Genomic DNA, 13,800 nt, shown 5'->3' on the forward strand with positions numbered 1-13,800 from the left:
GCTCATAGCGTCAGGTAACTGATAAGTCGGCTCAACAGGCCCAGACCAATGGTCACTGCTAACACCAGCACAAGGAGCATCCACGGCCGAAAAGGCCGGCGCTCGACTTGGTGCTGGGACAGATGCAGGTACTCTTCGACATGCTTCTGGTCGTCGGGGTTCAGGCGGCTGGTCATATTGGGCCTCGTCAGGTAGACGTTGCTGAATGTGTAGAAGCTACAGGCTGATTTAACGAACGTTGAACGGAGCATAGCCGCTGTCGGGAATTGGCTCGACGCTGACCGTATCGCCTAGGCGAATGATGCCACTTTGTAACACTCGGGCAGTGATTCCGCCATGTCCGCGAACGGCCTGAAAGGTCCCGGGCCCCAGGTTGTTTTGCAGACGCGCGCAGGGCTGGCACCAGCCAGTGGTTTCGAAAATCGCCTGGCCGATTTTGAAGCGACGCCCCTTGAGGCTGAATAAATTGATTCCACTGATAACGAGATTGCGCCGCAGATCTCCAGGCTTGATCGGTTGATCGTCCGGGCGCCCCATGAGCGAACTGATTACCGCCAGATGCTCCCACTGAATCAACGTTACCTGCCGAGCATTGCGTACGCCTGGACGGGCGCGATCACCGGTTAAACCGGCTTCAAGCCGCGCTTCCACGGCCTCAAGTTCGATCATCGGCACACGAGGTTCCGGGCGCACGCCGATCCAGCGCACACGGCCGGTTTGCGGGACTTCGGCAATCAGTTCCTGCAATGGACTCACAGGCTGATCCCGACGTCGAAAACAATGCTGCGCCCCAGGTTACTGCGCAGGAAGTCCGGTGCATCCGGATGGGCGAACAAGACCCGGGCGAACGTCGGCCCCACCAGCGACAGTGAGCGCCAGCCCTGACGCAGGTATTCGGTGGGCGGCGGGAAATGGCTGTTGAGGTCGAGTACTTCGCGCTTGAGGCTGGCGAAGGCGATGATGTCCAATTCGCCCAGGTCCATACCGCGTTCTTTGTAGTTGTGAGCTTTTTTGCGCAAGGTCGGCGCCAGTCGCAGCAAGAACTCGTTGGCCGGGATGCGCCGGGGTTTGGCTTCGCGCCTTACCAGCTGGCTCAGGGAAAACGCGCTGCGCCGGCGTTGCAGTTCGTCGCGCCATTCGTCGTTGAGGCGCCGGCCTTCGTCGAGCACAAAAAAAACTTCAAAGTTTGCATCGCGAAACAGCACGTCCGGCGGCTCCCCGGCCGGGGCGAATTCATCAGTGCGGTAGGGAATGTTCAGCCCTTGCAGCAGGCGCTGGCAGACCCAACGCTCGCGCTCCCATTTGCGGGCATTGGACAGGAACGCGTTGGCTTGCTCGGCCGCGATGGTCAGCAGGCGTAAATAATCTGAGTCATCCATAGGCCCAAGCTTAGCGTTCAAATGCGACAAGCAGAAAGCTTTGCATCGACTGAAGCCACTTCGTCGCCGTAGTAGACTGCTTGGCAACGGTTGGTATCAAACAAGGGGCCTGCGGTGGAGCACAAAGGGTTAGCCACATGATCGGTGCAGAACTGCTCTCGCCGCAGACATTGACGGTCGGTTGGCTGATTTATGTGCCGGTGCTGCTCTGGGCGATCTGGCGTGCGCCGTGGGTCGAATTGTTTACCGACAGCCGACGTCAGCATTTGCTGTTCGGGACAGTGTTTGCGTTGTTCATGTTGTGGCTGGTACGGCGGGATTTTGATACCGGTGTGTCTTATCACTTCCTCGGTATGACGGCGGTGACGCTGCTGCTGGACTGGCCGCTGGCGATTCTCGGCGGCCTGGTGGCGCAAATCGGTCTTGTGCTGTTGGGGCGTCAGGATCTGCTGGCGATGGGGGTGAACGGCGCGCTGTTGATTGTGTTGCCGGTGCTGGTCACCGAGTGCTGCGCGATCCTGGTGGAGCGTGCACAACCGCGCAATCCTTTTGTGTATATCTTCGTTTCCGGTTTTTTTGCGGCGGCGCTCTCGGCGTTGCTGTGTCTGCTGCTGGCGCTGTGGTTACTGTGGTTCGACGAGATTTTCGCGATGCCGTACTGGCTGGAGGATTTTGTCGGTTATCTGTGGCTGCTGATTTTTCCGGAGGCATTCATCAACGGGATGGTGGTCAGCGCGCTGGTGGTTTTTTGTCCCGAGTGGCTGGAAACCTTCAACCGTACGCGCTACCTCTCGGCACCGTGGAATGACGACGATCCCAAACCGCCACAGCGCTGAAATCGTCGTCATTGCTATGAATCAGTGACGCGGATCGAAATCGCCGCTGAACAACTCATCTTCGGCATCCGGTGCCACCGGGATCTTGTGTTCTTCCGACGCCCAGGCGCCCAGGTCGATCAGTTTGCAACGGTCGGAGCAGAATGGCCGGAATTTGCTCTCGGCGCTCCATTCGACAGGGGCGCCGCAAGTCGGGCATTCGACGGTTGGGGTCTGGCTCATGATTGGCCTCCACGCAAAGTAAGGTAATAGTGATGCAGGCGGTCGACCTCGCTGTGCAACCAGGCGAGGTCGCGGTCATTGACCACCACCTCATTGGCATGACTGACACGATCCTGGCGGCTGGATTGTGCCTTGAGGATCGCCTGGACCTGCTGTTCGCTGGTCTGGTCACGCTGCAAAGTACGTTCGATCTGGAGCTGTTCGGGCGCGTCGATCACCAACACTCGCTGAGTCATGGCGTACTGCCCGGACTCAATCAGCAGCGGCGAAACCAGAATCGCATACGCTGATTTTGCCAGCGCCAGATGATGAGCGATCTCCTCGGCGATCAGCGGGTGCAGCAAAGCTTCCAGCCAGCGGCGCTCATCCGGTACTTCGAAGATCAGTTTGCGCAATGCAGCGCGGTCCAGTTGCCCGTCTGCCTGCAGCACGCCGGGCCCGAAGTGTTCGGCGATCTTCGCCAGCGCCGGCCGCCCCGGCTCCACCACCCAGCGTGCGGCATGATCGGCATCGACCACGTGCACGCCCAGATCGATGAAATGCTGGGCTGCTGCGCTTTTGCCGCTGCCGATGCCGCCGGTCAGGCCGAGAATCCAGGGTTTTTCCACAGGGGTATTCATTTCAAACCGACAAACTGCCAATAGAAGTCGGTTATTTGAACACCCCAGAGCAAGGCAATCCAGCCGGCAATGGCCAGATAGGGGCCGAAGGGGATTGGTGTCGAGGTTTTCGCGTTGCGCAGGCGCAGATAAATCAGGCCGATCACCGCGCCAACCAGCGATGACAGGAGGATGGTCAGCGGCAAGATCTGCCAGCCGCCCCAGGCGCCAAACATCGCCAGCAACTTGAAATCACCGTAGCCCATGCCGTCCTTGCCGGTGATCAGCTTGAACAGCCAGAACACCGACCACAGCGCCATATAACCAGCGATGGCACCCCACAATGCGTCTTGCAGTGGCACGAACAGCCCGAGGCTGTTGACGATCAATCCCAGCCACATCAGCGGCAGCACCAGGACGTCCGGCAACAATTGATGCTCGGCATCGATCAGGCACATGGCCAACAAACCCCAAGTCAGCACCAGCGTCATACAGGCTGGCCAGCCGAAACCGAAGTGCCAGGCGATGAATGCCGACAACAGGCCGCACGCCAGTTCGATCAACGGATAGCGTTTGCTGATTGGCGTCGCGCAGGCCGAGCAGCGCCCGCGCAACAATACAAAACTGAGTAGCGGAATGTTTTCCCAGGCACGAATCCGATGAGCGCAGTGCGGGCACTGGGAATGCGGCAGCATCAGGTTGTAGGTGGGCAGTGGCGTTTCGCTGGGCAGCCCGAGAATGTCATGGGCCTGCACACGCCACTCGCGCTCAAGCATCTTTGGAAGGCGCCAGATCAGCACATTAAGGAAACTGCCGACCAGCAGTCCGATCACTCCGGCAATGACGATGAAGGCCAGCGGGTATTGGGCAAGTATTTCGTTCAAGGGCATGTCAGATCGCTGAGCCGAGTTGGAAGATAGGCAGGTACATCGCAACTACCAGGCCTCCGACGATAACACCCAGCACCACCATGATGAACGGCTCCATCAGGCTGGTGAGGTTATCGACCATATTGTCGACCTCGTCCTCGTAGAAACCCGCGACCTTGTCGAGCATTTCGTCCAGGGCGCCGGATTCTTCACCAATGGCGGTCATCTGAATGGCCATGTTCGGAAAGATTCCCGAGGTACGCATGGAGAAATTCAACTGCATACCCGTCGAAACGTCCTGCTTGATGCGCTGCACCGCGCGCTTGAACACGATGTTGCCAGTGGCCCCGGCCACTGAGTCCAGGGCTTCCACCAAGGGCACGCCAGCGGCGAAGGTGGTCGACAGCGTACGGGCGAAACGGGCCACGGCGGACTTGTACATCAAGGTGCCCACCAGCGGCAGTTTCAGCAGCCAGGTGTCCGTGCGGTCGCGAAAGCCTTGCGATGTCCTGAAGGCATGACGCAGACCGAAGAACGCCACAATCAAAACCCCGAGCATCATCCACCACCAGTCCTGCATGAACCGCGACAGCCCGATGACCATTACGGTGAAAGCGGGCAGTTCGGCCCCGAAGCCTTCGAACACCGACTGAAACTGCGGCACCACTTTGACCAGCAGAATCCCGGTCACAATGATCGCGACGAACACCACCACCAGCGGGTAGGTCATGGCTTTTTTGATCTTGGCCTTCAGGCTTTCGCTCTTTTCCTTATAGGTGGCCACGCGCTCCAGCAGGGTATCCAGGGCGCCAGCCTGTTCGCCGGCATCTACCAGGTTGCAGTACAACTCGTCGAAGTATTGAGGTTTTTTGCGCAGGGCAGCGGCGAAGCTGTTGCCCGCCGCGACTTCCTGTTTCACCTCGTCTACCAGTGTTCGCATGGCCGGGTTGTCGAAGCCTTCGCCGATGATGTCGAACGACTGCAGCAATGGCACGCCGGCTTTCATCATGGTCGCCATTTGCCGTGTGAACAGGGCAATGTCCTGGGCCTTGATGCGCTTGCCCAGGTTGAAAAGCGAGGTGGTTTTTTTACGAACCTTGCCGGGGTTGATGCCTTGTTTGCGCAACTGCGCCTTGATCAGTGCCGGGTTCTGACCGCTCAACTCGCCGGTGATTTTCGTGCCTTTACGGTCGGTGCCTTCCCAGGCGTACACGCTGATTTTCGCTGCTTTGACCGCCATGTTCAGTCCTTGGTGACCCGGTTGATTTCTTCCAGGCTGGTGATGCCCTGCATGGCTTTGAGCAGCCCAGAGGTGCGCAGGTCGTTGAAGCCGTCCTTGCGCATCTGGTCATCGATTTGCAGGGAGTTACCTTCGGCCATGATCAGCCGTTGCAAGTCCGCTGTGTTCTTCACCACTTCATAAATCCCCACTCGCCCTTTGTAACCGCCGTTGCAGTGATCGCAACCGACCGGCTCATAGATCGTGAATGTGCCGATGCGTTCCTCGGGGAAGCCTTCCTTGAGCAATGTCTCTCGGGGGATTTCCAGTGGAACCCGGCAGTGGCTGCACAACTTGCGCGCAAGGCGCTGGGCGATGATCAGGCTGACGGAGGTGGCGATGTTGAAGCCCTGGATGCCCATGTTGTGCAATCGGGTCAGGGTTTGCGCGGCGCTGTTGGTGTGCAGGGTCGACAGCACCAAGTGGCCGGTTTGGGCAGCCTTAATGGCGATTTCGGCGGTTTCGAGGTCACGGATTTCGCCGACCATTATCACGTCCGGGTCCTGGCGCAAAAAGGAGCGGAGCGCCTGGGCGAAATCCATGCCCTGTTTCGGATTGACGTTGACCTGATTGATGCCCTCCATGTTGATCTCCACCGGGTCTTCGGCGGTGGAGATGTTGATGTCCACGGTATTGAGAATGTTGAGACCGGTGTAGAGCGACACGGTCTTGCCGGAGCCGGTAGGGCCGGTCACCAGAATCATCCCCTGAGGCTGCCGGAGCGCGGCCATATACAGGTCTTTCTGGTCGGGCTCGTAGCCGAGGGCGTCGATGCCCATTTGCGCGCTGGACGGGTCGAGAATCCGGATCACCACTTTCTCGCCCCAAAGGGTCGGCAAGGTGTTGACCCGGAAGTCGATGGATTTGCTTTTCGACAAACGCATCTTGATGCGCCCATCCTGAGGCCGGCGGCGCTCGGAGATGTCGAGGCTGGCCATGACTTTGAGCCGTGCGGCGATGCGGCTGGCCAGTTGAATCGGCGGCTTGGCGACTTCCCGCAGCATGCCGTCGGTACGCATGCGCACGCGGTAGTTTTTTTCGTAAGGCTCGAAATGCAGGTCGGACGAACCGCTCTTGATCGCGTCGAGCAACATTTTGTGGACGAAGCGCACCACCGGCGCGTCATCGGCATCCTGGCCGGCGATGGTGTCTTGACGCTTGTCATCGCTCGTCTCGACGTCCAGGCCGTCGAGGTCAACATCGGCCATGTCCTCCAGGCCGGTGCCATGGCTATCGAAGAACTTCTCGATGGCATCGCTGAGTTTGTCGTCTTCGACCAGGATCGCTTCGGTGGTCAGCCCGGTGCTGAACTGGATGTCATTGATGGCCTGGTGATTGGTCGGATCGGAAATACCCACGAACAACTTGTTGCCACGGCGCCAGAGGGGCAGCGCGTGGTGCTGACGGACCAGTTTCTCGCTGACCAGGCCCTTGGGCTGGGTTTCCTTGTCCAGGGCGTGGAGGTCCATCAGGGCCATGCCGAAGTGCTCTGAAGCAATCTCGGCGACCTGACGGCTTTTCACCAGTTTGTTCTGCACCAGGTAACTGACGAGGGAGATGCGATTGCGTTGGGCCTGCTGGTACGCCTGTTGCGCGCTTTTGTCGGTAAGCAGCTCGGCCAGAACCAATTGCTTGGCCAAACCGCTGAGGGCGATGTCATTCATTGGGATACCGGACGAGACAGTTCATGACTTATAGCCTAGTCAACCGGCGGAACCAAACCAGCGACCGTGAGGTGACAAAAAGTGTCAGATAGTGCGGATCCTGGGGGTAGGAAAGGGCGTTGTTGCGATCGCGCGCCCCGTCAGCAGGGCGCGCGAGGGCTGGCATGGGCTGTGCTGCGACAGCTTTAGATCATGAGATTTCGACTCATGCACGGAGGCTGTCTATGAACAATCAAAAAGGTTTTACCCTGATCGAGTTGTTGATCGTGGTGGCGATCATCGGGATTCTCGCGACGTTCGCGATACCGGCTTATTCGAAGTACCAGGCGCGTGCCAAGGTAACGGCTGGGCTGGCGGAGATCTCGGCATTGAAGGTGCCATTCGAGGACGTTATCAATCAAGGGACCGATCCTGATTTGACGAAGGTCGGGGGCACCGCAACCAGTACTAACTGCACAACGACAGCATCCGGCAAAGCCGCGGATGGTACAGGCACGATTGGTTGCACCATCCTTAATGCGCCTGCGCCGGTCCTTAATCAGACCATTACGCTGACCCGTAGCGCGACAACTGGCTGGTCTTGCGCGACCACCGTCAATGCGGACTATTCGCCTAAAGGTTGCGTCGCCAGCGGTAAATAATCACCGTCCGGCATCGCTGAAAAATGCCTCGCCTGCAATGACGGGGCATTTTTTTGCCAACTGCGTAGCGGTACAGGAAAACCCCGACAATTCATGGCTTTAGGCCTGCCGAAAAACCCGCAACTTGCATGTAGGGAATTTCGAAGTCATGCATTTTGCATGATTTCGAGAAATCGCATGTTTTTTAAGTTGTTGATTTATAAGAATTTATTGTTTGTCTCAAAGTTGGCACAGCGTTCGCAATATCTCTGGTAACCCTGCTGAAAAGACACCCAGCAGAATTTCCAGAAAAACAGGAGTTACTCGTATGAAGAAGTTCGCTATCGCTGCCGCTACTGTAACCGCGTTGACCCTGACCATGGCTAATGCTGCATTTGCACAAACTCAAGCCACTCAGGCCCCAATGACGCTGGCGGCCGGTGAAATGACCAAAGCCAAGGAAGCTACTTCCGATACCTGGATTACCACCAAAGTCAAAAGTGACCTGGTAACTGAAAAAGGCATTCCTGGCACCGATATCAAAGTTGAAACCAACAAAGGCGTCGTGTCCCTGTCGTCCACCGTTGCGGTGACTGACGCTCAGAAAGCCACTGCCGTGGCGATCACCAAGAAAATCAAAGGCGTCAAAGCGGTCTCCGCTGACGGCCTGAAAGCCGATTAAGGCAAGACTTCTCGCCTGGACTGGGAGAAGGCGCGGTAGACGGGCCGAGTCATACGTCTGCCGCATCTGAGGAGTTCATGCGAACGGCCATAAGGATGTGGCCATTACAGGCCCCGGCATTCGTGTCGGGGCCTGTTCTATTTGCGAAGATCAAAAGATCGCAGCCTGCGGCAGCTCCTACATTGAAATGTGATCCATGAAGGAGCTGCCGCATGCTGCGATCTTTTGCTTAGCTTCCGCGCTTGCTGGTGATCTGCACCAACGTATTACCCTCAAAACGCAGGTACTGGTACATTCCGCCATTCGGCCCGTAGGTCCACTCTTCGACCTGAAACTCTTCCCGCCGATTGGCACTGCGCTTGTAACCCAGCAGATCACGGCTGACGGGTTCACCGCATTTGTGCAGCACTTCGCTGGAGCGGTCGCCGACGCTGATCAACTGACTGCCGCAGCGCAAGGTGTCCGCCGCCGAGGCCTGATGCGTCGCCATTGTCAGCGCCAGGCCCAGTAGCAGTTTCCTGAACATCAATCAGCGTCCAGATGCAATGGCGTGATGACCTTGCCGTCCTTTTCTGCTTCGCCCAACTGGGCATCGATGAAGTACACGCGGTCATCGGCAAGCTGGCCCTTGTCGACGATATAGTCTTTGATGCTGCTGGCGCGGTCCTGCCCCAATTGACGCAGCAACACGTCACTGGAACTCCAGAACTTGATCACGTCGGCGCGCATTTTGGCTGTGCGCTCCTCTTTGCCCAGGTCCTTCCATTCGGCAGGCGGCTGAACCTTCAGGCGTGTGCGGTATATGCCTTCGAGAAGCGGACCTTTCTCGTTGTCCGGCACTTCCAGCAATGAAGCCTGGGCTGGCACCTTGTCGCCGCGACGCTGGAGCATTTTGTAATAGTTGTACTGGTATTCCCGTTCCAGGCGTTGCTCGGCGATCAGCGGGCCGTCGCTGCTCTGAGCCGCCGTGCCTTCGATTTCCAGGCGCAGGGCCGGGCGTTCCTTGAGAGCGTTGGACAGCTTGACCAGTGCACCTTCGGCGTCTTTGCTCAAATCGCTGGAACCCGGCGCGAACGAGACGCTGCCCAAGTCTTCCGAACCCCCACCGCTGACCAACCCGCCAATAAGCTTGAATGGCGCAGCGGCCGCCTTGACGATCAGGTTGCGCAAGGTCTGCCAGACAATCGGCATGACGCTGAACTGCGGATTGTTCAAGTCGCCGGTCACCGGCAGTTCGATGGAAATCTTGCCATCGACGTCCTTGAGCAAGGCAATCGCCAGCTTCAGCGGCAGGCTCACGGCGTCCGGGCTGTCGACTTTTTCGCCCAGTTGCAGTTGCTCGACCACCACCTTGTTTTCGGCCTTGAGCTGGCCCTTGGTGATCAAGTAGTGCAGATCAAGATTGAGTCGGCCCTTGCGGATGCGGTAACCGGCGAATTTACCGGAGTAGGGCGTCAGCGTGGTCAGTTCCACGCGTTTGAAACTGGTGGCGATGTCGAGGCTGGCCATCGGGTCGAAGGGATTGACCGCGCCTTTGATGGTCACCGGTGCATAGCGGTCGACCTTGCCTTTGATATCGACGCTGGCCGGTTTCGCCTGACGGCTTTCGATGGTGCCGATTTGCCCGTTGAGTTGTTGAATGGCGGTCGCAAAGTTTGGCGTCAGGCTGAAGTCGGCGAAGTTGGCCGAGCCGTCATTGATGGCAATTCCCCCGATGTGGATACCCAGCGGCTTGTCCTTGCTGGCAGCGGGTTTGGCAGCGGCGGTCTTGGCTCCGGTGTCGGGCGGTTGCGGGATCAGCAGATCATCGATGTTGGTGGTGCGGTCATCGTTGATCATAAAGCGCGCATATGGCTGCAGCAGGTTGATCTTGTCGATCGACAGGCTGTCGCCGTGCTGATAGTTCAGGCCTTCGACCACCACTTGCTGCCACTTCAGGAAGTCGCGGGTTTTCAGGGTGTCGAGGGTATGCAACTGATCGACCTGAGCACGGCCGGTGACGTTGAAGGCCAGCGGCTCAGTGCTTTTCAGGTTGACCGCCAGATCGCTGCCGAGCATGCCGCTGCGCAGTTCCAGGCGAATGAATGGCGTGATGTAGGACTGAGCGATGCGAAGGTCGATGTCCTTGGTTTGTACGTTGAGTTTGGCGCTGATCGGGGCCAGGTTGACCTCGCCATCGGCTATCAGCTTGCCCTGCTTGCCCACGCCGGTGTCGAGTTTGAGCGTAAACGGCGAGCCATTGAGGCTGTCGAATTTCTGCAGGTCGAGATTCAGCGGCCCCAGTTCCAGTGCCACGGCGGGTTGCGCCTTGCGATCGGCCAGATGCACTTGATAGTCGCGCAGTTGCACATCGTTCAGCAGCACCTGCCATGGCTTACTCGGTGGCGCAGGCTCGGGCTTCGGTGAATCGGCTGACGCTGGCGTGCTGGCCGGTTCGGCTTTGGCCTTGGCGGCCGGTTTGGAGGGCTGGCTGGCAAACAGTTTCTGCCAATCGAGCTGGCCATCGGCTTCCAGGGCCGCCCAGGTTTCCAGTTTATGGCTGCGGATCTTGCCGACCACCACTTGCTGCTTGGCCAGATCAACCGTGGTTTCGCTGACATCCAGCCGCTCAAGTTTCACCAGCGGCCGACCATCCGGCGCTTTGATCGCAAACGGAGCAACGCTCAGTGCGACGTTGTTGAGCAGCAGTTCGGTTTCCTTGGACAGGTTGAGTTTGTAATCGGTGCTGAGGCTGTAGACGCCGCTTTCGAGTTCCAGTGGCACCGCGTCGCGCACATAGGGCCAAAAGGCCTTCATCTTGCCGTCGGTGACTTTCAACTTACCTTCGGAGGCGATCGGGATCAGGCTGAAATTGCCGGTCCAGTCGATCTGCCCACCGTTTGGACCGACGGCCACCAACGTCATGTCAGCACTGTCTTCGGGCAGTGTGCTGAGGTTCTTCAGCTCGAAATCGAGTTTGTCGTAGAGGAATTCGATGGTTTCGCTGGGGCGTTCATCCTTGAAGTGCACGGCACCACCAGCGAGTTTGATCCGGTCTACCCGCAGCGGGAACGGTTTGGCGTTGGGGTCGGCTGGCGTCGGTGCACTTGGGGGCAGTTTGAACAAGCCGAGCAAGTTGAGCTTGCCGTCTTTGCCGAAGACGATTTCGGTCTTGGATTTTTCCAGTTCGATATCGGACAGGTGCAGCGCCTTGGTCCAGATACTATCGAGTTGCAGGTTGGCGTACAGGCGTTCGAAGCCGATCTGTTCCTTGCCGGGTTCGCCGATGTTCAGGCCCCAAAGTGTCACTTCGAGGCTGAACGGGTTGAGTTCGATCCGCTGGATCGTGGCGGGCGTCGTGGCGTAGTTGGCCAGTTGTTGGTTGGCAATGCGCAAGGCAATGCCCGGCAAAATCAGAAAGCCCAGCAGGCTGTAGAGGGCCAGAGCAGTCAACAAGGCGCCGATGGCGCGAATCAATCCTTTGTACATGTGTGGCTTCATCTGTCTGAACCGAAGTGCCTTGGAGTATGGCACGCGTTTCCGGTTCCGAAGTAATCGCCCTGATCAGAAATGAGTGTAGGAATTGTCCTGTTAGTTCAGAGCTGCAGGATGAGCGTCTTTAGTGGTGGCTGTTGATCCATCGACGGGAAATCGCCGCCCGGCTTCATCACCGTCCATTCGCGTACAGGTCGGCCGGCTTTCTCGGCACAGCGCAGAACCTGCTCGCGCCAGTCGTCCATGCTGACTTTTGCCAGGTTGTTGCAGCAGATCAGCACGCCATTATCAGCGGTGGTCAGCAGCGCCGGTTTGAGCAGGCTCTGATAGTCGCGCAGCAAGTCCACGGTGCCAAACGCGCTCTTGGCCCAGGCTGGCGGATCAAGCAGGACCAGGTCGTATTGGCGCTGTTCCAGGCGCTGATAGCTTGGCAGTTTTTGCCCGCGCCGCTGGCTGATGGGCAGGCCGGCCAATTGGCGGATGGCCGGGAAGTAATCGGACTGGATGAATTCCATGGTCGGCAGCTGTGGATTCAGCAGACCGTTTTCACGACCGACTGCCAGGTTGCCTTCGGCGAAGTCCAGGTTGCAGACCTCACTCGCGCCACCGGCCGCAGCGCTTAAGCCGACGCCGCAGGTGTAGGCAAACAGGTTCAGCACACTTTTATTTTTGCTGTGATCCTTGACCCAGCCGCGAGTGTTGCGCAGGTCGAGGAACAACAACGGATCCTGCCCGGCGTGGCGCCCGCGCACCCGGTAATTGAGGCCCCATTCGTGGCCGACGAGGTCTTGCAGCGCTGTGTCTTCAGCTTGGTAGACGGTGTCCTCACGATCAACGCGCGAGTTGCCACGGGAGCGATCGTTGTAGACCAGCAGCAGGTCGAGGCCCAGGTGTTGATTAACGGTCTCGTGCAGTTGCAGCAGCGCATCGCGATCCAGCGACTGGTGAAAGCTTTGCACCAACAGTTGCGGACCGTAGCGGTCGATGGTCAGGCCGCCGGCGCCTTCCTGGCTACCGTGGAACAGGCGATAGCAGTCGGTGCCTTGCTGATGCAGCTCAGCAAGCAGGTCTTGGCGATGTTCGAGGGCGGCGCGCAGCGCCTGATTCAAGGAAGACATGCGGGCGCCTTGCAGGAGGTGATTGGGGCGCGGGAGTTTAACAGCTTGAGCGATGAAGAACCTGTGGGAGCGTGGCTTGCCCGCGATGAACGATAACGCGGTTCGTCGGTTGAACCGCGGTGCGGCCATCGCGGGCAAGCCACGCTCCCACAAGGATGGGGTCAGGTCAAAAGCCCCATACGTCGCTTGGCCCGATGCACCGAGCCGTTACGCACTGCCCAGCGCAGCATCGGCGCACTGCGATTGACGCTGGCGCGGATCAGTTTGCGTTGCAGCGGGTTCTGGCTGACGCCGAGCATGTCACTGGCCCAGTCCGGCAGCAGGTCGATACCGGCCTGCATCATCAACCCACCGAAAGGCTTGGCCAATCGGCTGGGGGACGGTGCGTTCAGCAATAGTCGCAGCACTTCACGACTGCGTTCGTCGCACAGCAGTTGCGGGCGAATGCGCTCAAGATAATCGGAAATTTCCTGCCGGGAGCGAGGCACATCGCGGGCGCCCAGGCGTTCAGCGATCAATGCGATTTCGGCGTAGTAGCGGTCCTGATCGCCCAGGGACAGGTGCGGGTTGCGATAACGCAAATGCGCGGCCAGGAAGTTGCTGACCTCGGCCACGTGCACCCAAGTTAATAGATCGGGGTCACTGGCGGCGTAAGGGCGGCCATCGGGCGCCGTGCCGGTGATTTGCAGATGGATGGTGCGGACTTTCTCGATCAACCAGTCGGCGTCCTGGCGCGAGCCGAAGGTGGTGCCGGAAATGAACTGCCCGGTACGGCGCAGACGGCCCAGCATGTCTTCGCGAAAATTCGAATGGTCCCACACGCCGGCCAGAGCCAACGGGTGCAACGCTTGCAGCATCAGCGCACTGATGCCGCCGATGAGCATGCTGCTGAAGTCACCATGGACTTGCCAGCTGACCGAGTCTGGCCCGAACAGGCCGGGATCGCCCTTGGGGTTTTCCAGGTCGAGCTTGCCCAGGGACAGACCAGTCAGGCTCATGACCTGGCTTTCGATGCGGGTGCGAATGAATTCCATGGTGCCCCGGTATTTCTCTGTAGG

The 13,800-nt window shown here is 58.7% G+C and carries 15 protein-coding genes; 3 read left to right on the top strand and 12 right to left on the bottom strand.

Annotation, left to right across the window (positions count from 1 at the left end):
• Positions 1 to 2 precede the first annotated feature (2 nt).
• The 3 genes from KUF73_RS15195 to KUF73_RS15205 are packed head-to-tail and all read right to left on the bottom strand — an operon-like array spanning position 3 to position 1,379.
• Positions 3 to 176 (bottom strand): DUF3094 domain-containing protein, encoded by a 174-nt coding sequence (locus KUF73_RS15195; RefSeq protein WP_085718464.1) that lies wholly within the window; start codon positions 174 to 176, stop codon positions 3 to 5.
• Positions 177 to 228: 52 nt separating this feature from the next.
• The gene (locus KUF73_RS15200) at positions 229 to 756 is read right to left on the bottom strand and encodes an MOSC domain-containing protein (RefSeq protein ID WP_218438885.1); all 528 of its coding nucleotides are present in this window, start codon (positions 754 to 756) and stop codon (positions 229 to 231) included.
• A complete protein-coding gene (locus tag KUF73_RS15205) occupies positions 753 to 1,379 on the bottom strand; it encodes a DUF1780 domain-containing protein (protein WP_218438886.1) in 627 nt (208 codons plus the stop codon). The genes KUF73_RS15200 and KUF73_RS15205 overlap by 4 nt, the downstream gene beginning before the upstream one ends.
• A gap of 137 nt (positions 1,380 to 1,516) precedes the next feature.
• Here KUF73_RS15205 and KUF73_RS15210 point away from each other — a divergent pair, with 137 nt between their 5' ends.
• Positions 1,517 to 2,215, top strand: a complete 699-nt coding sequence (locus KUF73_RS15210) for an energy-coupling factor ABC transporter permease (protein ID WP_218438887.1) — start codon at positions 1,517 to 1,519, stop codon at positions 2,213 to 2,215.
• A gap of 21 nt (positions 2,216 to 2,236) precedes the next feature.
• Here the strand turns inward: KUF73_RS15210 and yacG are convergent, their stop codons facing one another.
• From yacG to pilB, 5 genes are read right to left on the bottom strand one after another with little or no spacing between them, the layout of a single operon-like run.
• Positions 2,237 to 2,437 (bottom strand): DNA gyrase inhibitor YacG, encoded by a 201-nt coding sequence (gene yacG / locus KUF73_RS15215; RefSeq protein WP_056855639.1) that lies wholly within the window; start codon positions 2,435 to 2,437, stop codon positions 2,237 to 2,239.
• Positions 2,434 to 3,057, bottom strand: coding sequence for a dephospho-CoA kinase (gene coaE, locus KUF73_RS15220; RefSeq protein WP_218438888.1), 624 nt, complete (start codon positions 3,055 to 3,057; stop codon positions 2,434 to 2,436). Before coaE ends, yacG begins: the two co-directional genes overlap by 4 nt.
• On the bottom strand, positions 3,054 to 3,926 hold the full coding sequence (locus KUF73_RS15225) for an A24 family peptidase (protein WP_218438889.1): 873 nt from the start codon (positions 3,924 to 3,926) through the stop codon (positions 3,054 to 3,056). The genes coaE and KUF73_RS15225 overlap by 4 nt, the downstream gene beginning before the upstream one ends.
• Position 3,927: 1 nt before the next feature.
• Positions 3,928 to 5,145: a type II secretion system F family protein gene (locus tag KUF73_RS15230; protein WP_218438890.1), complete on the bottom strand. Its 1,218-nt coding sequence runs from the start codon at positions 5,143 to 5,145 to the stop codon at positions 3,928 to 3,930.
• 2 nt (positions 5,146 to 5,147) lie between these two features.
• Complete coding sequence (pilB, locus tag KUF73_RS15235) at positions 5,148 to 6,848, bottom strand: type IV-A pilus assembly ATPase PilB (protein ID WP_218438891.1); 1,701 nt, start codon at positions 6,846 to 6,848, stop codon at positions 5,148 to 5,150.
• 224 nt (positions 6,849 to 7,072) lie between these two features.
• Between pilB and KUF73_RS15240 the strand changes: the two genes are divergently transcribed.
• The gene (locus tag KUF73_RS15240; RefSeq protein WP_218438892.1) at positions 7,073 to 7,489 is read left to right on the top strand and encodes a pilin; all 417 of its coding nucleotides are present in this window, start codon (positions 7,073 to 7,075) and stop codon (positions 7,487 to 7,489) included.
• A 307-nt stretch (positions 7,490 to 7,796) separates the two neighbouring features.
• Positions 7,797 to 8,150 carry a BON domain-containing protein gene (locus KUF73_RS15245; RefSeq protein WP_218438893.1) on the top strand — a complete coding sequence of 118 codons (354 nt, stop codon included), beginning with the start codon at positions 7,797 to 7,799 and terminating at the stop codon, positions 8,148 to 8,150.
• Between the two features lie 229 nt (positions 8,151 to 8,379).
• Here KUF73_RS15245 and KUF73_RS15250 read toward each other — a convergent pair whose 3' ends face one another.
• The 4 genes from KUF73_RS15250 to KUF73_RS15265 all read right to left on the bottom strand — a co-directional run bounded on the left by KUF73_RS15250 (position 8,380) and on the right by KUF73_RS15265 (position 13,776).
• Positions 8,380 to 8,676, bottom strand: coding sequence for a DUF2845 domain-containing protein (locus KUF73_RS15250; protein WP_218438894.1), 297 nt, complete (start codon positions 8,674 to 8,676; stop codon positions 8,380 to 8,382).
• Positions 8,676 to 11,630 carry a DUF748 domain-containing protein gene (locus KUF73_RS15255; RefSeq protein ID WP_218438895.1) on the bottom strand — a complete coding sequence of 985 codons (2,955 nt, stop codon included), beginning with the start codon at positions 11,628 to 11,630 and terminating at the stop codon, positions 8,676 to 8,678. The genes KUF73_RS15250 and KUF73_RS15255 overlap by 1 nt, the downstream gene beginning before the upstream one ends.
• Before the next feature lie 95 nt (positions 11,631 to 11,725).
• Positions 11,726 to 12,742, bottom strand: coding sequence for a class I SAM-dependent rRNA methyltransferase (locus tag KUF73_RS15260; protein ID WP_218438896.1), 1,017 nt, complete (start codon positions 12,740 to 12,742; stop codon positions 11,726 to 11,728).
• Positions 12,743 to 12,903: 161 nt separating this feature from the next.
• Entirely contained in the window at positions 12,904 to 13,776 is an 873-nt protein-coding gene (locus tag KUF73_RS15265; protein WP_218438897.1) for an oxygenase MpaB family protein, read from the bottom strand.
• Positions 13,777 to 13,800: the final 24 nt, after the last annotated feature.

Source organism: Pseudomonas sp. PD9R, from assembly GCF_019200975.1.
GTDB lineage: Bacteria > Pseudomonadota > Gammaproteobacteria > Pseudomonadales > Pseudomonadaceae > Aquipseudomonas.